Source organism: Conexibacter sp. DBS9H8 (assembly GCF_023330685.1).
Classification (GTDB): Bacteria; Actinomycetota; Thermoleophilia; order Solirubrobacterales; family Solirubrobacteraceae; genus Palsa-465.
The window spans coordinates 3,331,589-3,350,245 of the sequence record NZ_CP097128.1 but is presented as its reverse complement, the minus strand read 5'-3'; the positions used below and the strand labels follow the sequence as shown (position 1 = coordinate 3,350,245).

At 69.4% G+C, this 18,657-nt stretch carries 21 protein-coding genes; 18 read left to right on the top strand and 3 right to left on the bottom strand.

Annotated elements, in window-relative coordinates; all coding sequences use genetic code 11:
* Nucleotides 1-327 precede the first annotated feature (327 nt).
* Nucleotides 328-1,017, bottom strand: coding sequence for a TetR/AcrR family transcriptional regulator (locus M3M55_RS16075; RefSeq protein ID WP_249010517.1), 690 nt, complete (start codon nucleotides 1,015-1,017; stop codon nucleotides 328-330).
* A gap of 28 nt (nucleotides 1,018-1,045) precedes the next feature.
* Between M3M55_RS16075 and M3M55_RS16070 the strand changes: the two genes are divergently transcribed.
* From M3M55_RS16070 to M3M55_RS16010, 13 genes are all read left to right on the top strand, one after another.
* Nucleotides 1,046-2,209: an AAA family ATPase gene (locus M3M55_RS16070; RefSeq protein WP_249010516.1), complete on the top strand. Its 1,164-nt coding sequence runs from the start codon at nucleotides 1,046-1,048 to the stop codon at nucleotides 2,207-2,209.
* 332 nt (nucleotides 2,210-2,541) lie between these two features.
* Nucleotides 2,542-2,832 carry a hypothetical protein gene (locus M3M55_RS16065; RefSeq protein WP_249010515.1) on the top strand — a complete coding sequence of 97 codons (291 nt, stop codon included), beginning with the start codon at nucleotides 2,542-2,544 and terminating at the stop codon, nucleotides 2,830-2,832.
* On the top strand, nucleotides 2,832-3,389 hold the full coding sequence (locus M3M55_RS16060; RefSeq protein ID WP_249010514.1) for a hypothetical protein: 558 nt from the start codon (nucleotides 2,832-2,834) through the stop codon (nucleotides 3,387-3,389). The genes M3M55_RS16065 and M3M55_RS16060 overlap by 1 nt, the downstream gene beginning before the upstream one ends.
* Entirely contained in the window at nucleotides 3,379-4,857 is a 1,479-nt protein-coding gene (locus tag M3M55_RS16055) for a hypothetical protein (protein ID WP_249010513.1), read from the top strand. Before M3M55_RS16060 ends, M3M55_RS16055 begins: the two co-directional genes overlap by 11 nt.
* Nucleotides 4,844-6,376 (top strand): SCO6880 family protein, encoded by a 1,533-nt coding sequence (locus M3M55_RS16050; RefSeq protein WP_249010512.1) that lies wholly within the window; start codon nucleotides 4,844-4,846, stop codon nucleotides 6,374-6,376. Before M3M55_RS16055 ends, M3M55_RS16050 begins: the two co-directional genes overlap by 14 nt.
* The gene (locus tag M3M55_RS16045; protein WP_249010511.1) at nucleotides 6,373-7,740 is read left to right on the top strand and encodes a hypothetical protein; all 1,368 of its coding nucleotides are present in this window, start codon (nucleotides 6,373-6,375) and stop codon (nucleotides 7,738-7,740) included. Before M3M55_RS16050 ends, M3M55_RS16045 begins: the two co-directional genes overlap by 4 nt.
* Nucleotides 7,737-8,435: a hypothetical protein gene (locus tag M3M55_RS16040; RefSeq protein WP_249010510.1), complete on the top strand. Its 699-nt coding sequence runs from the start codon at nucleotides 7,737-7,739 to the stop codon at nucleotides 8,433-8,435. Before M3M55_RS16045 ends, M3M55_RS16040 begins: the two co-directional genes overlap by 4 nt.
* Nucleotides 8,435-9,538 (top strand): toprim domain-containing protein, encoded by a 1,104-nt coding sequence (locus tag M3M55_RS16035; RefSeq protein ID WP_249010509.1) that lies wholly within the window; start codon nucleotides 8,435-8,437, stop codon nucleotides 9,536-9,538. Before M3M55_RS16040 ends, M3M55_RS16035 begins: the two co-directional genes overlap by 1 nt.
* Entirely contained in the window at nucleotides 9,523-10,212 is a 690-nt protein-coding gene (locus tag M3M55_RS16030) for a response regulator transcription factor (protein WP_249010508.1), read from the top strand. Before M3M55_RS16035 ends, M3M55_RS16030 begins: the two co-directional genes overlap by 16 nt.
* An 88-nt stretch (nucleotides 10,213-10,300) precedes the next feature.
* Complete coding sequence (locus M3M55_RS16025; protein ID WP_249010507.1) at nucleotides 10,301-10,522, top strand: hypothetical protein; 222 nt, start codon at nucleotides 10,301-10,303, stop codon at nucleotides 10,520-10,522.
* On the top strand, nucleotides 10,519-12,258 hold the full coding sequence (locus M3M55_RS16020; protein ID WP_249010506.1) for a type IV secretory system conjugative DNA transfer family protein: 1,740 nt from the start codon (nucleotides 10,519-10,521) through the stop codon (nucleotides 12,256-12,258). The genes M3M55_RS16025 and M3M55_RS16020 overlap by 4 nt, the downstream gene beginning before the upstream one ends.
* Nucleotides 12,255-12,680: a hypothetical protein gene (locus tag M3M55_RS16015; protein WP_249010505.1), complete on the top strand. Its 426-nt coding sequence runs from the start codon at nucleotides 12,255-12,257 to the stop codon at nucleotides 12,678-12,680. The genes M3M55_RS16020 and M3M55_RS16015 overlap by 4 nt, the downstream gene beginning before the upstream one ends.
* A gap of 240 nt (nucleotides 12,681-12,920) precedes the next feature.
* The gene (locus tag M3M55_RS16010) at nucleotides 12,921-13,697 is read left to right on the top strand and encodes a hypothetical protein (RefSeq protein WP_249010504.1); all 777 of its coding nucleotides are present in this window, start codon (nucleotides 12,921-12,923) and stop codon (nucleotides 13,695-13,697) included.
* 100 nt (nucleotides 13,698-13,797) lie between these two features.
* On the opposite strand, the gene M3M55_RS16005 is transcribed toward M3M55_RS16010, so the two are convergent.
* Nucleotides 13,798-14,172, bottom strand: coding sequence for a DUF6011 domain-containing protein (locus M3M55_RS16005; protein WP_249010503.1), 375 nt, complete (start codon nucleotides 14,170-14,172; stop codon nucleotides 13,798-13,800).
* A 188-nt stretch (nucleotides 14,173-14,360) separates the two neighbouring features.
* Between M3M55_RS16005 and M3M55_RS16000 the strand changes: the two genes are divergently transcribed.
* Genes M3M55_RS16000 through M3M55_RS15980 form a run of 5 tightly spaced genes read left to right on the top strand, consistent with a single transcriptional unit; the run spans nucleotide 14,361 to nucleotide 18,312 of the window.
* Nucleotides 14,361-15,251: an AAA family ATPase gene (locus M3M55_RS16000; RefSeq protein ID WP_249010502.1), complete on the top strand. Its 891-nt coding sequence runs from the start codon at nucleotides 14,361-14,363 to the stop codon at nucleotides 15,249-15,251.
* A 2-nt stretch (nucleotides 15,252-15,253) separates the two neighbouring features.
* A complete protein-coding gene (locus M3M55_RS15995; protein WP_249010501.1) occupies nucleotides 15,254-15,721 on the top strand; it encodes a hypothetical protein in 468 nt (155 codons plus the stop codon).
* A complete protein-coding gene (locus tag M3M55_RS15990) occupies nucleotides 15,718-16,227 on the top strand; it encodes a hypothetical protein (protein WP_249010500.1) in 510 nt (169 codons plus the stop codon). The genes M3M55_RS15995 and M3M55_RS15990 overlap by 4 nt, the downstream gene beginning before the upstream one ends.
* Nucleotides 16,224-17,120, top strand: a complete 897-nt coding sequence (locus M3M55_RS15985) for a CBASS oligonucleotide cyclase (RefSeq protein ID WP_249010499.1) — start codon at nucleotides 16,224-16,226, stop codon at nucleotides 17,118-17,120. The genes M3M55_RS15990 and M3M55_RS15985 overlap by 4 nt, the downstream gene beginning before the upstream one ends.
* A 4-nt stretch (nucleotides 17,121-17,124) precedes the next feature.
* On the top strand, nucleotides 17,125-18,312 hold the full coding sequence (locus M3M55_RS15980) for an SAVED domain-containing protein (protein WP_249010498.1): 1,188 nt from the start codon (nucleotides 17,125-17,127) through the stop codon (nucleotides 18,310-18,312).
* On the opposite strand, the gene M3M55_RS15975 is transcribed toward M3M55_RS15980, so the two are convergent.
* Nucleotides 18,285-18,629, bottom strand: coding sequence for a hypothetical protein (locus tag M3M55_RS15975; RefSeq protein ID WP_249010497.1), 345 nt, complete (start codon nucleotides 18,627-18,629; stop codon nucleotides 18,285-18,287). The two genes, M3M55_RS15980 and M3M55_RS15975, sit on opposite strands and share 28 nt — an antisense overlap.
* Nucleotides 18,630-18,657 lie beyond the last annotated feature (28 nt).

Genomic DNA, 18,657 nt, shown 5'->3' with positions numbered 1-18,657 from the left:
AGCTAGGACGCTGGTCGGCGGAAACCCCCCTGCGTGTGTGGCCCCTCGGCGGTCCTCCGGGTCGACGCGCCACCGGGGCGACCGCACACATCGCGGCTGGCGCCGCCGAGAAGCTGCCCGCTCGGCCGTTCGCTGAAACCCCAGCTGGCTGCCTGGCAAGTCGGCTGACGGGAAGGCGGAGCGCTAAGTGCCTCGGCTGGCAGGTCCGTCATCCCACCCACCCGCAGGCTTACCAGTTGGCTTACATGTTGGCTGACAAGCCCACCGACGCTGCCCGCCGGGGCGCCAGGCAGGTCCCGGTCGGGCGCCGGGCGACAGCCGGCGCGCTTACGGGAGCGAGGCGGCGTAGCGCTGCGCGAGCTCGAGCGCCGGCTGCAGGGCAGTGTCGGGGTCCGCGAGGCGGTGGGCGGCCAGTCCGACCGTGATCGAACTCCAGAGCAGGGCCAGCGCGTATGGGTCGTGATCGGCGCGCACGATGCCCCGCCCCTGTAGTTCTCGGATCATCTCGGTGAGCTTGGCAAGCCAATCTACCCATCCGCTGGCCTGGTCTGCCTTGAGCTCCGGCATCTGGCGCGCCTCCGTGAGTAGCCCGAGGCTGACCTGGAAGTGGTCGTGATCTTCGGCCAGCTTGGCCAGGGTTGCGGGAAGCTCGTCTGCGGCTTTCACCGCGAGTAGTGCCCGGCGCACGCGGTCCAACAGGTCGCGCTGCTCGTAGCGGGCGACGTAGATCAGGAGGCGCTCGCGGCCGCCGAAGTAGTAGCGGATCGTGCCGAGCGGGAAGCCCTTGCGACCCCCCGGGCGGGTGGCGGTGTCGTGGATGCGCTTGTCGGTCGCCCATTCGGGCCCGCCCTCGGCGAGCAGCCGGCGGGTCGCTTTGATCAGCGCCTGTGCCGCAGGGGCCTGTGCGCGGCGCTCGGCGAGCTCGGGGGTGTCGGGCGCCGCCGGGCGCGTTTGCCCCCGGCTGGTGGGGGTTTCTTTGTTCCGTCCAGGCTTCGAGCTACGGTCCCGTGAGTTCATCTGTCGCTGAAATAGGTTAGGAGGGTTGGTGAGCACCAAAGACCCAGAGAACCTAGACGACCCGGCTGCATCGGGGGAAGCGGTGATCACCGCTGACTCCATCTATGCGGCGGAGGATGAGGAGTGGGTCGAGCTGACGCCGCTCGGCGTTCCATCGGCGGGCGACTACGGCGGCACGGACACCGGTTCGCCGGATGCGCAGGTGCGGGACGACGCCAACGGCCCGGGCCGGCTGCTGTCAGCTCGGCCTCAAAGTGCGCCTGCGGCTTTGGCTGTGCCTCCTCCGCAGGACTCCCCACCGACCAGAACGCCGTCCGGCAACCGGCCGGCGCTTCGGCACCGGGCGCGGGCGCTGCTGACCGACAAGCTGGTGGCGGAGGAACGGGACTGCGACGCACAGCTTGCGAGGCTGCGCGTGCGGGGGATGTCACGCAGCGTGGTGCTGGCGGTCTCCTCGATCAAGGGCGGGATCGGCAAGACGACGATCGCCCGCTCGCTCGCAGACGCCTTCCAGGGTGGGCTGCGCCAGAACACGCTGCTCGTGGATCTCGACCTCGAGTGGGGGACGGCGGTCGCCACGGCGCCCGCGGAGGCGCAGCGCGAGTCTTCGATCCTCGACGTGTACCGCCGGCGTGACGAGATCCACGATGTCGGCGATCTGCTGCCTCACCTGATGTCGTTCGGCTCCGGGGCGCTGCTTCTCAGAGCGCCGCGGGAGCCGCGTGAGATCGACGCGGTCACGCCCGAGGTGCTCGACGGCGCGCTGGCGACCGTCCGACGGTTCTTCCAAGTCGTGCTGCTCGATCTGCCGCCCGGCGCCGGGATCAAACACGAAACGTGCCGCTGGGCCTACGCGGCAGTGGACGAGGCGCTGGTCGTGACCACCCCGACGATGGCGACCGTCGACTACCAGCTGCGGCACATCCTTCAGTTCCTGCGGGAGAGCTACCCGGCTCTACCGCTTCAGGTCGCGCTGAACGTCGTCCCCAACCGACCGTCACGGAACGTTCGGGAGGCGCTTGCGATGGCCGACGGGATCCTCGACTCACGCCGGGTGCTGCGCGTGCATCGTGACGACGCGCTCGCCAGCCAGATCGACCAGGCGGCGCTCGACATCAACCAGCTCGGCGTGCGCACGCGGGTGGACATCAAACGCCTCGCGGCGAGCCTGGCCGAGGGGTGGTGCCGATGATCGCCCGCTGGCTGTCCGAGCATCGCCGCCTGCTCGGAGCCACAAGCGTGCTGCTGGCCGTCGCAGCACTAGCACTGGCAGCTGTAGCCGGCTCTTCGGCCGCGCCGCCGCGGCGCCATCGCGCCCCGTCTGCACTGGTAGCTACGCGTCGCCAACTGGTCGTCGTACAGGGAGAGCTCCAGCGACTGCAGGGATTGAGTAACCGGCAGGAAGCGGAGATCACGCGCTTGCGGAGACTGAGTTCCCGGCGAGCAGCGGAGCTCTCGCGCTTGCACGCGGAGCTTCGCGGGCGCCGCACCCATCACCGAACCCGCCACCACAGGAGGTAGGAGATGCATCACATTCTCGCGTTCGCGTTCAGCGTCAACGCCACCCCGAAGATCGGGCCGATCGACAAGCCTCTCCAGGATCTGCTCGACACGCTCGTCGCCACAGGGCTGATACTCGCCGCGATCGGCTTCGTGTTCGGCGGCGCGATGAGTGCCGTCGGTGGTCACGGCGGCAACTACGGAGTCGCCACCCGCGGCCGGAGCATGATGGGCTGGGCCGCAGCGGGAGCGGCGTTGATCGCCGGCGCCACGGCAATCATCAACTGGTTCTGGGGCCTCGGGCTGTTGATCTGATGTCTGGCCGCGGCCCGATCCCGAACCGCCCTGCGCACAGTGGCGTGTCGCGCCGCGGCGGCCTGGCCGCGGGTGCGCTCGTGATCGCGGTGGTCGCCGGGCTGATCGGGTGGCTGGTTCACACGCCTGGCACTAGGACGGTGACCAGGACCGTCGAGCAGCCGCCGGCGAGCATCCATCAGGACACGCGGGCGGGGGCGCTGGCCGCGGTCGCCTTGGCGCTGAATGGGGCGGCCAGCGGGCCGCCCCACAGCGGGCACGGCGAGCTGAACTACAGCGGCGATCTGCTGTATCGGATCAAGCAGTACTCAGCGAACGCGGCGCTGATCGAGACCTGGCACTTCGCGATCGCGGCAGGGAACCCGCTGGGAGTGATCAGCGACTGGTCGCTCACTGATGTGCGCGCCAAGTGGGATGGAACGGAGTGGCGCGCGAACGGGCGGATGCAGACGGCCGTCGCTGACGCCACACCTCCGGCAAACGGCACGACCGGTCAGGCGAGCCGGTCGTTTGGCGCGCTGCTGAGCGACTTCAGGAGATTCCCCGGTGCCCCATAGCGTGCAGCGGCTCGGCGTGGCAGCCATGCTCACGGCCGCCGTCTTCTGCGTGACGCTGATCCCGCGCCCGGCGTCCGCTCAGGCAGATCTCTGCGGCATCCCGGTGATCGGCGTCGCCTGCTCGATCGGGAACGGCATCGGCTGGTTCGTCTCCAATGGCTCAACGGTTGCCGTCAATCTCGGAAAGGGAACAGTCAGCGTCGCCGGCACCGTCGTGGGCAAGGTGGTGAGCGTCGGCGGCTCGTTCGCATGTAAGACGTTCACCGACGGCTGGGTCGCGAAGCCGTGCAGCTGGCTGGCGAACAAGATCGGGAGCGGGGCGGGCAGCGCCCTTTCGAGCAGCGGCAGCTCGGGGTCGGGCTCGGGGTCGGGGCCGCCCGGTTCGACGACGGGGCAAGCTGCGGTGCCGGCCGACTCGCCGCAGTCGTACTTGCGCACATCAGCCATCGCCGCCGGTGCGGCGTTCTTCTCCGAAACGATCGCCCACACCATCTCGAAGGGAACGAGCGCGGACCTGAGCGCGCCGTGGTACCACGACCTCTACCAGCGGGTCGCGATCTTCGCCGCGGGGGTGGCGGCGTTCGCGTTGTTGATAGCGCTGCTGGAAGGGGCGGTGGCCGGCGATGGGGCGCTGGTTGCAGGCGCGCTGCGCGCGGTGCCCTTCGCGGCGGTGATGACGTTCGCGGCAACGGCGCTGGTGATGGCGGCGTTGAAGATCGTCGATGCGGCCAGTGGCGACATCGCCGGTCCGAACTTGCAGGAAGCGACGCACGTGTTGCATATCGCGGCTGCGCTGTTCCTCGCGTTGGGCGCAGTCGCGAAGGCTTCGGCGATGGCGGCAGCGCACGGTGGTGTGCTGGTGAAGCTCGGGATGATCGCAAAGCTGGCGGCGTTCCCGGCCGCAATGTTCGCCATCTTCGGGGTGATCGCCGCGGTGGCGGTGGCGGCGGAACTGCTGCTGCGGGAGATGGCGATCTACGCGGCGGTCCTGTTCCTGCCGCTGATCCTGGCGGCTCGGATCTGGCCGCGGCTGCGCCACGCGGGCGAGCGACTGGGCCGATTGCTGGCGGCCGTGATCCTGTCGAAGTTCGTGCTGGTGCTGACGTTGGCGGTGATCGCCGGTGAGATCCTGCACGGCGGGCTGACGGGCTTGGCGGTGGGGATCGGCGGACTCTTCGTGGTGGCGCTGGCGCCGGGGTTGTTCTATGGGCTCTTCGTGCTGGCCGAGCACGGGTTCACGCGCTCGGCGACGCCGCTGCCCGCACCTTTGGGTGCCGCAGATCGGATGGCGCAGGTCGTCGGCTGGCACACGGCGCAGGTCAACGAGGTGCGCCAGGTGGCGCCGGTCGTGCCGCCAGCTCAGTCCCCGCCGCCCGCGTCGGCCCCGCCGCCGGCGCAGCCACCTGCTGCTGCGGCGGCGTCCCGGATCAGTCCCGATGCAGAGGAGGTGGGCAGTGGCGACGAGTGAGCAGCAGCGACAGACCTATCGGCTCGGTCCGCGCTCAACACGCGGGCTGTTCGGGTACATCACCGCCATCCAAGCGGGAACGGTCGGGGCTGGCGCGATCGCGGCGATCGGGCTGCTGGCCAGCAGCCATTCTGTGCTGGCGCTGATCCTGGCAGGGGCGATCGCGGTGGCCGGCGTCGTCGCGGGGTTCTGGCCGGTCGCGAACCGCACGATGGCGCAGTGGGCCCCGGTACACCTCACCTACCTCACCCGTGCGGTCCTTGGCGGGACGCGCTGGAGCTCACCGGCGGTTGGCACCGGTGTGAGAGTCGGACGCGCTGGCGAGCTGCAATACCCGCTCGCGCTGCCGGCGCCGCTTCAGGGCGTCGAGGTGATCTCAGCGCGGCGGCCTGGCGGTGAGGTGGGACTGGTGTTCGACCGCCGGCAGCGGACGCTGTGCGCGGTGCTGCGCGTGCGGTTGCGGTCGTTCGGGCTGCTCTCAGACGCCGACCAGGAGCGGCGGCTGGCGTCGTTCGGCGCGCTGCAGAACGAGCTGGCCGGCGACGGCTCACCGGTGCAGCGGCTGATGCTGATCAAGCGCACGGTGCCGCGCAGCAGCAACGAGCTGGCCGCGTACCTGAAGGAGCAGTCCGGCGGGCGGATGGACAGTGCCTCGGTCCGCGCGATGTTCGAGGTGATCGACAACGGCCAGGAGCTTGCGCGTGAGCACGAGGTGTTCGTCGCCATGCAGCTGCCGGCAGCAGGGCTGTCGCGGTCGGCGCGGCGGCGGCTGAGCGAGGTCGAGCAGCGCGAGTACGCGGGCGCGCAGGCGGTCGACCAGCTGGACCAGGTCGCCCGGCACCTGGAGGCCGCGGAGATCACGATCAAGTCGGTTGACGGGGCGCTGACCCCCAGGGCGCTTGCGCGGATGATCAAGGACAGCTTCGACCCGTTCGGGCGGCTGCTCAGAGACCGGCGCGATCTGCTCGCCCCCGCCCAGGCGGGCCTCGAGCCGGCGCATGCATGGCCGGGGTCGACCGTCGACTTCCGCGACCGCTACCGGGCCGACTCCGCCGACCACGTCGTCTGGCACATCCAGGAGTGGCCGAAGGTGCCGGTGACCGCCGGGTTCATGCAGCCGCTGACGCTGCGGCCGGATCTGCCGGTGCACACGATCGCGATCGTGCTGGAGCCGATCCCGACCGGGCGGGCGATGCGCGAGGCGGAGCGGCGCCGCGTCTCAGACGAGGCGGCGGCGCAGACCCGGGCGAAGATGCGCCAGATCGAAACCTCCGAGCATCGTGCCCGGGCGGAGCAGGGCGACCGGGAGGAGCGCGAGATCGCCGCCGGCCTGAGCTCGTGGCGGTGGGAGGCCTACATCTGCGCGTCGGTACCCGCTGGCGACGAGGACCAGCTCGAGCATGCGGTCCGGCAGATCGAGTCGGCCTGCACCCGGTCCTTCATGCTCCCCACCCGCCTCTACGGCGAGCAGGAGCGCGCATTCACCTGGTGCCTTCCGCTGTGCCGGGGGCTGCGATGAGAAGCCTGCTCTCAACGCCGGTTCAAGGCGAGCCCACGCCCGCCGGCCCCGCTGGGCCGGCGGGACTGCTGCAGCGCGTGCTTGCGCCGGACGGCTATCCCGGGATGCGTGCGACGACCGCGCACACCTGCGCGCTCGGGCTGTTCGACTCGACCTCGCCACTGTTGACCCGGGGCGTGCCGATCGGCGATGTGCTCTCCGGCGGCGGCCTGTTCGTGTACGACCCGTTCGAGCTCTACGCGCAACAGGACTTGACCGGCGTAAGCGATCCGAACATGACCGTGCTCGGACTGCTCGGCAAGCGCAAGAGCACGCTGATCAAGTGCTATGTGAACCGTCAGCTCGGGCTCGGGCGCAGCGTGTGCGTCGTCGACGTCAAGCCGCTGCGGGGCGAGCATCCGCCGGGCGGCGAGTACTCACGGCTCGCCCGGCAGGTCGGCGGCAGTGTGATCCGCCTGGCACCGGGGTCAGGAGTCAGGCTCAACCCGCTGGTCGACCCGGAGGATCGCCACCGGCTGCTGCGGGCGGTCGCCCGCGCGGTGCTGCCCCGCCCCTTGTCCGAGCGCGAGCCCGGGCTGCTCGGCGTCGCGCTCGACTACGTCGCACGTGACGGGCAGGAGCCGACGATCCCGCAGGTCGTCGGCGCCCTGTTCAGCCCCAGTGAGGAGATGGCCGACGCCGTGGTCACGACACCGGAGGCGTTCGCGGCCGAGGCCAGGGACGTCGCGATGGCACTGCGGCAGTTGTGCGAGGGCGATCTCGCCGGCATGTTCGACGGACCGACCAGCCCTGGGATCGACTTCGACGCGCAGCTGGTCGTGCTCGACCTTTCGGCGACCTATCACTCGGAGAGCGTCGGGATCCTGATGAGCTGCGGCACCGCACTGATGCAGGCCGCGCGCGCCCGCCGGCTGCGGGCCGCCGAGCAGGCCGGGGATCCGCCGCCGAAGACGATCCTCGTCCTCGACGAGGCGTGGCGCGTGTTCTCCGTGCCCGGGATCGGCGAGTGGCTGACCAGCCAATACAAGATCTCCCGGGCCGAGGGGCAGCAGAACATCATGGTGATGCACCGCTTCAGCGACCTCAGCGCCGCCGGGGACGACGGTTCGCGGGTCGAGAAGCTCGCCAAGGGCCTGGTTCAGGACTGCCAGACCTTCGTGATCTTCCGGCTCGACGGCGACGAGCTGGAGGAGGCGGCGCGGATCCTGTCGCTGTCGGACACTGAACGCGACCGGATCGGGCACCTCCAGGCCGGGCAGGCGCTGTGGAAGGTCGGGGCACACCGGCAGATCGTGCAAACAGCGGTGTCGTCGATCGAGATGCCGCTGGTCAACACCGACGCCGCGATGGCGGTAAGGCGATGACCCTGACGGCCAAGCTCAGAGTCGAGGCGGGTTGGGTGACGGGCAGACGCACGGGATCTGTGGTCGAGCTGGGCTCGCCGCCCACCTGGCCGGCGAGCGAGTTTTCGCGAGTCCGCCGCGAGGCCCGTCGCCTCGCGAAGGCGCGGGCGCAGCGGCGGCTTCCTGGCGTGGTCGGGCTCGTAGCGGTCGTGGGGGTTGCGCTCGCAGTGCTGGGCGTAAGCGTGCTCGAAGCGGCGGCCGCCGCGGCTCTCGGGCCCGTCGCGTGGTGGCTGCACGACTCTTTGACCGAGCAGCCAGTGGTGGCGCGCTGGCGCACCTGGGCGCACGGCCGTCACGTGGTGGAGCGCGAGTTGCGACTGCTCGGACCTGACTGGCGGCTGCTGTGGGACCGGCGCGTGCGGGGGCTGCCAGCCCCGGTGATCGTCGCGGTCGGGCCGTCCGGGGCGTGGGCGCTGTGGTGGCCGGAGCCGGGTATCGACAGCCACGCGGACGTTGAGGCCGCGGCGACTGCGGTCTCCGAGCTCGTGGGGCTGCCGGCCGGCGCGTACGTGTTGCAGGGAACGCCGCAGCAGACCCAGACGTTCGTTCAGGAGATGGCGTGCGCTCCGCGGGTCGCTTCGCGCAGCGACGTTGACCGCGCCGCGGGCCGGCTGCACTCGATGCTGCTCCAAGAGCCGGTCGGGGTGGACCTCTGATGGCGGGCGGCGACGTGCGCGGGTTCTACGCGGCGCTCGGGATCGAGCTGCCCGGCTGGGCACAGACCGAGGCGCCGGTCCGGTGCTTCGTCGACCCCGACGCCCACAGCCGTCAGGACCACAACCCGTCCTGCTCGGTGAGCCTGGACTCGGGGGCGTTCAACTGCCACAGCTGCGGCGCCGGCGGGGGTGCGTACGACGCGGCGGTCGCACGGCATCGGACACCACGCGCGGCGATGGACCTGCTGGTCGCCTTCGGGTTGGCGGACCGACGGCCTCCCGGGCTCTCGGCGCGGCCGGCCCGACGGGCGCCGTCGCGCCCGCTGGCGCGACATCCGGCACCGACTCCCGCGCTCGCGATCGCAGCCGACCACGTACAGGCGTGGGCCGAGCGGCTGCAGCGGTCCTCGGCGCTGATCCGACGGCTCGAGCGCGAGCGGGGGTGGAGTCGCCGCGCCCTGGTCGACCTCGAGGTCGGGTTCGACGGAGAGCGGATCACCGTGCCGATCTGGTGTGCCGGGGAGGCCGGCCGGTCTGGACATCGGCGTGCGGAACTACAGGGGCTCCTGCGACTGCGGGTCGACGGCTCGCAGCAGCCGAAGGTCATCGCTGCCCGCGCAAGCCGTCTGGGGCTGATGCCGCTGCCTGCCTGGACGCGCGAACGCCGCGTGCTGCTTGTCGAGGGTCCCAGCGACCTGCTCGCCGCCTGCTCGGCCGGGCTGCCGGCGATCGCCGTGCCCGGCGCCAACGCGTGGCGGCCCGAGTGGGCGTGCCAGCTGGACGGCCGCACCGTGGTGGTCGCGATGGATTGCGACCGGGCAGGCAGGCAGGCGGCCGCCAGGATCATCGGGGATCTCGAGCGTCGCGGCATCGCCGCCGCGATCCATGACCTGGCGCCAGCCCGCGATGACGGCTACGACCTCTCCGATTGGCTCAGAGAAGGCAACCCGGCCACCCGGCTGCTGGGCTCGCCGCAGGCCCCGCCGGCGAGCGTGCATCGGCGACTGCCCGCACAGGGTCGGACCGCTCATCCCACGCGCTCATCTGCACTCGAGCATCCCACCGCGACCACGGCCAAGAAGCAGGCATGCAGACCGTTCTGATCATCGAGGCCGAGGAGTGGCTGCTGCGGGAGCGCGCATACCAGCTGACGCTCGACGGCTACGACGTGCACACCGCACAGGCCGACCGGCAAGCCCGGATGAAGCTCGCCGACAAGCCGGACGCGGTGGTGCTGTGCGACGTCGGCGGCGTCGCGGAGACGCTTCGGCTGCTGCGTGAGTTGCGCGTCGGAGAGATCGCCGGCGCCGATCCTCGTGTGCCGGTGCTCGCCGTCAGCGCCGTCGACGAGACCGCGGCGATCCGCCTGTATCGCGCCGGCGCTGACGTCGCGATCCCGACTCGGAGCTCGCCACTGCTCGTGTCCGCTGGGCTCGAGGCCCTCGCCGGACGCCTCGACGCCGAGCAGCAGCGCCGCTCCGTGCGGCGGATCGGGAACCTCACGATCGACTACAAGGCGCGCACCGTGGAGGCGAACAACCGTCCGATCAAACTCGCCCGCCGCGAGTTCGACCTGCTGAGAGCGGCCAGCGCCAAGCCGGCGGAGGTACTCACCCGCGCCGAGCTCACGCGCGAGGTGTGGGGATTCGATCCCGACTGCGCCACACCTCGGCTCGTCGACAGCGCCGCACATCGGCTCAACCGCAAGCTCCAGGAGGCGGGCGCCGAGCCACGCCTCGAGGTCGTTCGTGGAATCGGCTACCGCCTGATGCGATGACACACGCGTGCGACAAGACGGTGACCGTTCTGCACCAAACCCGGGATCCGCGCCTGATCCTGCCGTCGGCGGGGGAACGATGAGCAGCATGACCGAGTTCCAGCAGATCGAATACAACGACCAGGTCGTCGCGGTCGTCGTCGGCGACCAGGCGATCATCCCGAACGGGATGCCCACCGCAGACCACCAGACGGTGAAGGCGATGTGCCTCTACGCCTTGGAGGTGATGGCAGGCACCCAGCCGGGCCCGTACACGACCGAGCGCGCGCTGGAATACGCCGAGCAGGCCGCGGCCGAGCGATCACCGTGAACCAGCGCAGCCGTGGAACGGGGGAGCTTGGCGGCTTCGAGCGAGCCGTCCTGGTCGTTGCCGCGGTCACCATGCTGGTCGGCGCGGCCGTGTGGGCATGGGCCGGGGTCGCCGGCGTCCTGTTCGGTGGCGGCTGGCCACACCTGACCGCCAGCGCGCTACAGCACGCGATCGTTCGTCTGCCCGCGCATCTCGGCGATCCGCGGCTCGCCTTCCCACGTGCCGCCCGCTCGCAGCTTCCGGGCGCCGTCGGCTTCTACACCGCGCTCCTGCCGGTACTGATAGCCATGGGGTTTGGAGTGTGGCTTGCGGCGCGGCTCTGGCGCCGGCACGGCGGCTGGGGCGGTGACGGCAAGAGCACCGGTGCGCGCTGGGCCAGCGGCGGGGACCTCGATCGGCTCCGTCGCAGGCAGCTCGCGAGGTCCGAGCACGTGCCAGGCGCAGCCGCGCGCGGACTGTCGCTGGGTTATCAGGGTGGCGGCGGCCGCCTGTTGCGGGCCGAGGATCGGCACGCGCTTGTCGTGTTCGGACCGACGCAGTCAGGCAAGTCGGCCGGCATCGCGATCCCCAACATCCTCGAGTGGCCCGGCCCGGCGATCGTCGTCTCGATCAAGCCCGACCTGCTCGACGCGACGCTCGCCGCCCGCGCCGGCCGCGGCCAGGTGCTCGTCTACGACCCGTTCGACCTATGGCACGGACGCTCCCACACCTGGTCCCCGCTCGCCAGCTCGGCAACCTGGAACGGAGCACTCGAAACCGCCCAACGGATGGCGGCGGCAGGCGACATGGACATGAGCAGCGTGAAGGGCGGCAGCTTCTGGTCAAAGGCCGCGGAGCAGCGGATGGCGCCGCTGCTCTATGTCGCCCGCCGCTCGGGACGGACGATGGAGGACGTGGTCAGCTGGGTGTACGGCGCCGGCGGCGGCGACCTTGACCGCCTCATGCACGAGCTGGTCGACCACGCTCGCGATGCGGCGGAGCGCGCCGATGCGCACCACGCACTCGACGCGCACCTCGCGTTCGCCGCGCTGGCCGGCGAGACGCGCGGCGCGATCGAAGGCGCCGCCCAGGTCCTGATGTCCGCGTACCGCTCGCCGACCGTCGTCCGCTCAGCGAGCGGCTCGGAGATCACCGGCGAGCAGCTGCTCGCCGGTGACAACAGCGTCTACCTGATCTCCGACGCGCGCCGGTCCAAGCTGCTCCGACCGTTGCTGATCGCGCTGCTCACCGACCTGCTGGACCACGCCTACGAGACCGCGAACAACTCTCCGGGGCGGCGGCTCGCGAGTCCTCTCCTGGTCTGCCTGGACGAGCTCGGGAACGCGGTGCCGATCCCGAACCTCGCGGAGATCGCCTCGACAGCCGCCAGCCACAACATCCAGCTGATCTCGATCTTCCACGACATCGCCCAGGCCCGCGAGCGCTACGGCCAGCAGGCGCTGACCGTGATCAACAACCACCGCGCGCGCATGCTGATGTCCGGCGTCGCCGACATCGAAACGCTCCGCTACTTCTCCGACCTGGTAGGCGATGAGGAGGTCAAGGACCGCTCCGAGCGCGACGCGCCGATCCGCCGCCGCCCGCTCGCGCCGGCCGACGAGCTGCGCCTGATCAAGCCCGAGCACGGCCTGCTCGTCTACGGCGCCCTGCGACCCACGATCCTCAAGCTGCGGCTGTACTTCAATGACCGCCGGCTACGCGACCTCGCGGCCGGTCAGCAGTCGGAGGCAGCGTGACCTCGATCAGCGAGCGCGGCATCGCAGCGGAGCACCTCGACCTGCTCCCAGGTCCCGACGTGGCGATCGCCGGCTGGCGAGGCCTCGACCCGGCACAACGCTGGGACTGGTTCCAGCAGCTCTACGCAGCCGCCGGCCACCTCGACACTCGCTACCGCCTCGGCATCCGCAGCGGCTGGTGGGAAGACGACGTCCAGGTGGAGCTGCTCGCCGCGCTCGCCTCCTGGGTCAGCATGTTCGACTATGCCAACTGGACCGACCCCGAGGGCAAGGCCCGCCTCCTGCTACAGCTGCCGTCCTTCAGGGAGGTGTTCCGCGGTGGCGCCAGCACCTTCAACCCAGAAGAGGATCGGGCGCGATTCGAGGAGCACCTGGGTGCGCATCGAGGGTGCGAGCAGCCCCGGGCGAGACAGCTCCCGTAGAACGCGGCCATCGGTCGAGATCTCGCAGGTAGAGAACGGCTTCGGTCGCCGCAGCAAGGGGCTAACAAACAGGCTCGGCACGTGGTCGCCGAAACGAAGGCCGCCGGGTGGCCGCGCTGATGGCGAGAATGCTCGTGGGCTGCTCGGCGGCGGATCGGCGCCAGATCGGCCTGGTAGCACGGGCGGTTGCGCGAGTTTCTCATCGGGTGCGGTGGCCGGTCGACGGATAGCATGCGCCCGGTGACCAGCGTTGTCCAACGCGTCAAGGAGGTCAAGCAGCCCCGGGGTGGATACATCAATCCGAAGATGCTGGAGGCTCTGTTCCTGGGCGGCGATGGCCCGATGCCGCTCGACCACACGACTGAGAACGTATCTCCCGGCCTGGTGGGTATGGCGGTTGATTACCTCGCACGCTTAGCGAACGGAACCGAACCACAGGACGCGTTCAGCATCTCGCTGATGGGCGCTACAGCCCTCGGCCCTCCGGAGTTCTACCGCGCAGAACAAGCCCTAGAAAACCTCACACCCGGGCGCGTGGATGAGGAAACGATCCGCCTCGCGTGTTGGCTGGTCAACTTCGACGTCGTCTGCCGTGCGGGGCAGCAGTTCTACAACCCGAACGCCGCGACCGCACCCGATCAAACCACGATCGATCACATATCCGCGATGGTGACCCGGTCCCTTGCGTTCTTCGACGAATATGGGCCGATCGTGCTCGATGGGTTCACGTTCGAGGGTGGCTACACCGCGACTGTCCAAACAGGTGATGGCGACTTCCTTACCGCGGACACGCTCTGGGACTTCAAGGTCTCAGCGGCTCCGCCGAAGTCCGACCACACGCTGCAGGTATTGATGTACTACCTCATGGGCAAGCACTCGATTCATCCCGAGCTTCGGGCGCCGACTCATCTCGGGATCTTCAACCCCCGATTCAACACCGCCTACCGAATCGCGGAAGCTCTGATTCCCGAGGACACGATCGCTGACGTCGAGCGGCACGTCATTGGCTACAGCTAGCGGCGAGAACTACTGAATCGCAGCCGACGAGCTGGCCGCCGCGCGGTCATCCGCTCGGGACCGCGAGCGAGTTGAAAGCGGTTGCGGGCTGCCGATTCGACTACCTGGATCGGCGCCGAAGCAGCTGCCGCTTCAGATAGGCCTGATGCGTCCACCACGGACTCGTCGTTGTCTGCGCCCGCGCATGGACGTCGAGCGCGAGCTGGCACGCATCGTGCTCTGAGCGCTTGATGCTCTCAATCATCGCTGTCGTCACATCGGCGGCGCACTCACGACCGAAGCCGTCACGCATTGCCTTCGGATCAGTGAGCGGTCGCTGGCATTTCACGCACGCTATCCATTCCCAATCGGCGCCACCCCACCAGCGAATGTAGTCGCCTTGCCAACGCGGCCGATTGGGACGGTTACCGATCACCGCCCGATCGTAAACAAGCTGCCGATCGTCACCACGATCCCGGTCGCCGAAGGTCGCCAACGTCGCGGGATCCGGTGCCCAGGACAAAGCAATAGAGCAGCCACGCGAGCTGCTATGCTTTCACGAATGCTCGTTACATCGTGGAAACCGACGGCGACCTATCTCACTGAGAACATCATGACGAGCGAGGCGGACGTTCCCTGGAGCCGACCATGAGCGGCACTCCTCGTCCGATCCGAGCCGTTGAGGTGTCCAGCACCGACGCCGAAGGCGTGTTGGAAGTGCGCGCACTCCCCGACACTGGCCTGCGGTCGGAGTGGGACTCGATTCGAGTCCCGGAGCAGCAAAAGAACCGGCTTCTCTCGATGGCTGTGCTTGCCACGACGGTGCGCCCGCGAGTGCAGCGCTCGAGAGTGCCGTTGCACGGGTTCATCCTGCTGGTCGGGGCGCCGGGGACCGGGAAGACGACGCTCGGTCGCGGTCTCGCGACGCGGGTTGCTGAGAGTGTTCCGAGCGCCGGCAATTGGCGGTTTCTCCAGGTTGAGCCGCACGCGCTGGTGAGCGCTGGCTTGGGTGGTAGCCAGAAGAAGGTACGGCGGCTCCTCGGCGAGACCGTCGCGGAGTACGCAGCCGCCGGACCGTTGGTGGTATTGCTCGACGAGGTGGAGACGCTCGCGGCCGATCGCTATCAGATCAGCCTCGAGGCAAACCCCCTGGATGTGCTTCGGGCGACCGACGCCGTGCTCGCGGGCCTTGATGAGCTCGCCGAGCGGTTTCCCGGCTTACTGGTCGTGGCCACGAGCAACTTCGTCGGGTCGGTTGATGCGGCACTGCTGTCGCGCGCGGATCTGGTGGAGACGATCGCGGTCCCTGACCGAGACGGCGTGAAATGGATCGTGTGCGACACGCTCGCGGAGCTGTCACGGACGTGGTCCGCGATCGGCAAGCTCCCGAGCGCGCCCGGATTCGCGAAGGTGGTCGATACGGCGGTTGGCTTGGACGGCAGGCAGCTGCGCAAGGCCGTGGTCGCCGCCTGTGCCGGAGATCCGCAGAGCGCGCTGGATCCCGGGAAGGTGTCGGTCGAGGCGCTTGAGCACGCGATGCGACAGGCACGAGCCGACACGGAGCCACGAAAGTGACGGTGACGCGGGTTCGACGCACATTCGCCGCCACGCCCGTCCGCTCGGCGGCGGCAACCTGGGGCGCGATCGTCGACACGATCGCACCGCTCGGCGCCAACGAACGCGCGACGCTGACCAGCGCCACCGGCGTTGCCGCCTCGTTGATCGCCGCCGAGGCCTGGGGCGCGACGCCGGTGATCGTCTCGGGCGTGGGGCCGCAACTGCGGATCTACTGCAGTTACGGCGAGGACGCGATCCTGGGCGAGGACACCAACGAGGAGTCGCTCTCGTGGGCGCCTACCGAGGGCGACTGGCGCATCGAGATGCCCTGCCCACCCGAGGACCTTGAGTGGGTCAAGGCGGCACTCGCGGACTGCTCCGCCCGCTTGGAGGCCGTCGACATGACCACCAAGCGGGGAAGCGCCACCTTGGAGGCAGCCGCCTCCCCAGTCCCGACGATCGACGTGGAGGCGTTCCTGCGCGGATGAACACGATCGCGATCGTCAACACCTATGCCTACAGTGTCAATTACCTCGCGGACAACATGCTGCGTGGGTTGCAGGAGCTGATCCGCGAGCTTGGTCTCAACCCCCGCAAGTTCACCGACGACTGGCCCTCCAGCGACCGTGCAATCTCGACCTGGCTGTCGAGCCGCCACCTGTACAAGATCGAGCTCGAGATTTACGCCCCGAAGAAGCCCGCCGAGGCGCTGCTGGTGCTGGAGTTCGAGGTTGAGTACGGCACCAGTGGCGATGATGATGGTTCGTTTTGGGTCGACAGCGAGGCGATGCGCTACGAGATCCTGAAGACCGGGACGCTGCCAAAGGACTGTGCCTACAGCCTGATCTGCTTCAACCATCCCGGCCGTCCCGATGTGCACGGCTGGGGGCCGGCGGACAGCCGGCCGCGCGATGGAATGCACAGATACGTCGGGGGCAAGACGATCGCGGCGCCTGGGTTGTCGGCCAACTCGGCGATGTGGGCACGAGCATGATCTCGCTCGAGGAGGCTTTCAAGAAGTTCCTGGGCCGGCTCGAGCTCACCGACCGCGAGCAGAAGGACGTCTCCGCTCGACACACCGCGATCCGCGAGATCGTACGCGCCGGTATCGGCGTCGATCGCGACATCCTCTCCGGCTCATACAAGCGCTTCACCAAGACCAAGCCGCTTAAGGACGTCGACATCTTCTTCGTTCTCAAGGCGAGCGAGTCGGCGTGGCTGCAGCGCCCGCCCGAGGAGCTGCTTGTCCACACCCGCGGACTTCTGGTGCCCAGCTATGGCGAGCATGCGGTGGCGCTCGGCAGGCGCTCGGTCAGGGTCGATTTCGGCGTTCGCCCGCTCCTCGACGAGACCGACGAGAAGGTCATCAGCAACGACGTCGTCGTCGCCTTTGCCGATTGCGATAACTACCTGATCCCGGACCGCACGATCGGGGACTGGGTGCGCACCAACCCGGAGATCCACGCCCAGCTCGCGACCGACGCCCACGCTGCCTATAACCAGCGCTGGAAGCCGCTGGTGCGGATGATCAAGAAGTGGAACGACTACCACGACCGTCCCGTGAAGCCGTCGTTCCTGCTCGAGGTGATGGCACTCGACATCCTCAACCGCGGCTTCGGCGGCCACTACTCGCTCGAGCTGCAGACGTTCTTCGCCACGGCCGCCGCGCGCATCACCGAGACGTGGGAGGACCCTGCCGGGCTCGGCCCGCCAGTCAGCGACCGGCTCGCAAGCGACCCCATTCAGCAGCTCAAGGCCAGGCAGGCGCTGGAAGCGGCGGCGGAGAATGTGTCGACGGCAAGGCGGCTCGCTCGGGAGGGCCGGAACGGCGATGCCCTGAAGTACTGGCGCGAGGAAATCTTCGGGCCGCTGTTCCCGCTCTCCTGAACAGATGGCACGCCCGGTATTCCTCTCCTACGCCTGGGACGATGCCGCAGAGGTCGACGAGCTCGACACGCTGCTGCGACTGCGCGGCGTGCCGGTGTGGCGCGACCGCCGCGAGATGCAGTTCGGCGGCTACAACGAGAACCTGGCGTGCCGAACGATTCTCGAGGACGCAGCCGGCTTCGCTCTGTACCTGACGCCGGCGGCGATCGAGAACTCGTGGTTCATTCCGAAGGTCGAGTTGCGCGCGATGGACCGCCGCCGTAACCGCGGCGACAGCTTCTTTGCCGGCGCGGTATTTCGCGGCTACGGCGTCGAGGCGGGCAAGAAGGCGGTGTTCGACGCGACCGGCATCGACCTCGGCGCGACGCTCGGGGCACCGGTCGAGGAGGCCAAGTTGCTCGACGGGCTGCGCGACGCAGCCAACTCGATTCTGCGCGCGCATCTGAACACCGAGTGGAGCTCGGGTCCGGCATCGCTATGCGTCGAGACGCGCGATCCGATCCCCGCCGCCGAGGGCTCGCTGGTGCAGCTCTCGTTCTCGCCGCCGCTCACCCACGACCCGGACCACTACGACGTTGCAGTCTGGGACTCCCAGATACAACCGGCGCTGGCCGACCTCCAGCAGGCGCTGCACACCGTCCAAGGCGCCGATGGCGCCCGCGAGCGGACCCTCGATGTTCACGGGGCGGCGCACCTGTCGGCGGCACTCGCGCTCGGCTATCACTTCCGGGAACCGACCCGCTGGCGACTGCGGATCCACCACTTCGACCAGGTTTGGGAGACAGGCCGCGAAGCTCCGGACCTCGACGACTGGGAGGCTCCAGAGGCGCGCTCAGGCTCAGAGCCCCACGGCGATCTGGTGGTGATGGTCCACGTGAGCGCCGACGTGACCGACGCAGCCCGCGCCTCCGCCGGCGGCCCCGCGCGCGCCGAGCTGCACTTCCGCCCGCCCGGAGGCCCCGACCGGCTGGCGCTCGACCCGACGAAGGCGAACTCGGCCGCGGCTGGGATCGCGAAGACGATCCGCGACGCTCGCGCCACATACGCCCCCGCCCAGACGCGCCTATACCTGGCGGCGCCGTGGCCGTTCGCTGCGCTGTTGGGCTGGCACCTCGGCTCGGTCGGCGCAGTGGTCATGCACGAGGCGACGGTGGAGCGGGACTCCTACCGGGTCTCGTGCGTGTTGCGCTGAACCTCCACGCTCGCAGGCGGGCGCGCAAGCTCCGCATCCTCCAGAGACGCGACCACATCCAGCACTCGACGTAGCGGCTTGACCAACGGGTGCTCGCGCACCAGTCGGTAGCCGTCCTGATCGCGCGTCAGTAGTCCGAGCTGCGCCAGCGCCGCCAAGTGCACGTCCACGCTGCCCTTGGCGTGCAGCCCTGCGACTCGGGCGAGTTCGGCCTCGGACCACGCCCGTCCCTTTCCGGACAGCAGCGCCTCCAGTAGACGGCGCTTCCCGCCGGCTCCGAACAGCCAGTCGCGGCAACGCAGCTTCGGCTTTGGCATCGCCATCCGAAGGGTAGGACATAATCCT

Bases quoted from the DNA above. Each gene is read 5' to 3' on its own strand.
- M3M55_RS16075 (WP_249010517.1), bottom strand. From the start codon at position 1,017: ATGAACTCACGGGACCGTAGCTCGAAGCCTGGACGGAACAAAGAAACC.
- M3M55_RS16065 (WP_249010515.1), top strand. From the start codon at position 2,542: ATGCATCACATTCTCGCGTTCGCGTTCAGCGTCAACGCCACCCCGAAG.
- M3M55_RS16060 (WP_249010514.1), top strand. From the start codon at position 2,832: ATGTCTGGCCGCGGCCCGATCCCGAACCGCCCTGCGCACAGTGGCGTG.
- M3M55_RS16045 (WP_249010511.1), top strand. From the start codon at position 6,373: ATGAGAAGCCTGCTCTCAACGCCGGTTCAAGGCGAGCCCACGCCCGCC.
- M3M55_RS16040 (WP_249010510.1), top strand. From the start codon at position 7,737: ATGACCCTGACGGCCAAGCTCAGAGTCGAGGCGGGTTGGGTGACGGGC.
- M3M55_RS16035 (WP_249010509.1), top strand. From the start codon at position 8,435: ATGGCGGGCGGCGACGTGCGCGGGTTCTACGCGGCGCTCGGGATCGAG.
- M3M55_RS16030 (WP_249010508.1), top strand. From the start codon at position 9,523: ATGCAGACCGTTCTGATCATCGAGGCCGAGGAGTGGCTGCTGCGGGAG.
- M3M55_RS16025 (WP_249010507.1), top strand. From the start codon at position 10,301: ATGACCGAGTTCCAGCAGATCGAATACAACGACCAGGTCGTCGCGGTC.
- M3M55_RS15990 (WP_249010500.1), top strand. From the start codon at position 15,718: ATGAACACGATCGCGATCGTCAACACCTATGCCTACAGTGTCAATTAC.
- M3M55_RS15985 (WP_249010499.1), top strand. From the start codon at position 16,224: ATGATCTCGCTCGAGGAGGCTTTCAAGAAGTTCCTGGGCCGGCTCGAG.
- M3M55_RS15980 (WP_249010498.1), top strand. From the start codon at position 17,125: ATGGCACGCCCGGTATTCCTCTCCTACGCCTGGGACGATGCCGCAGAG.
- M3M55_RS15975 (WP_249010497.1), bottom strand. From the start codon at position 18,629: ATGCCAAAGCCGAAGCTGCGTTGCCGCGACTGGCTGTTCGGAGCCGGC.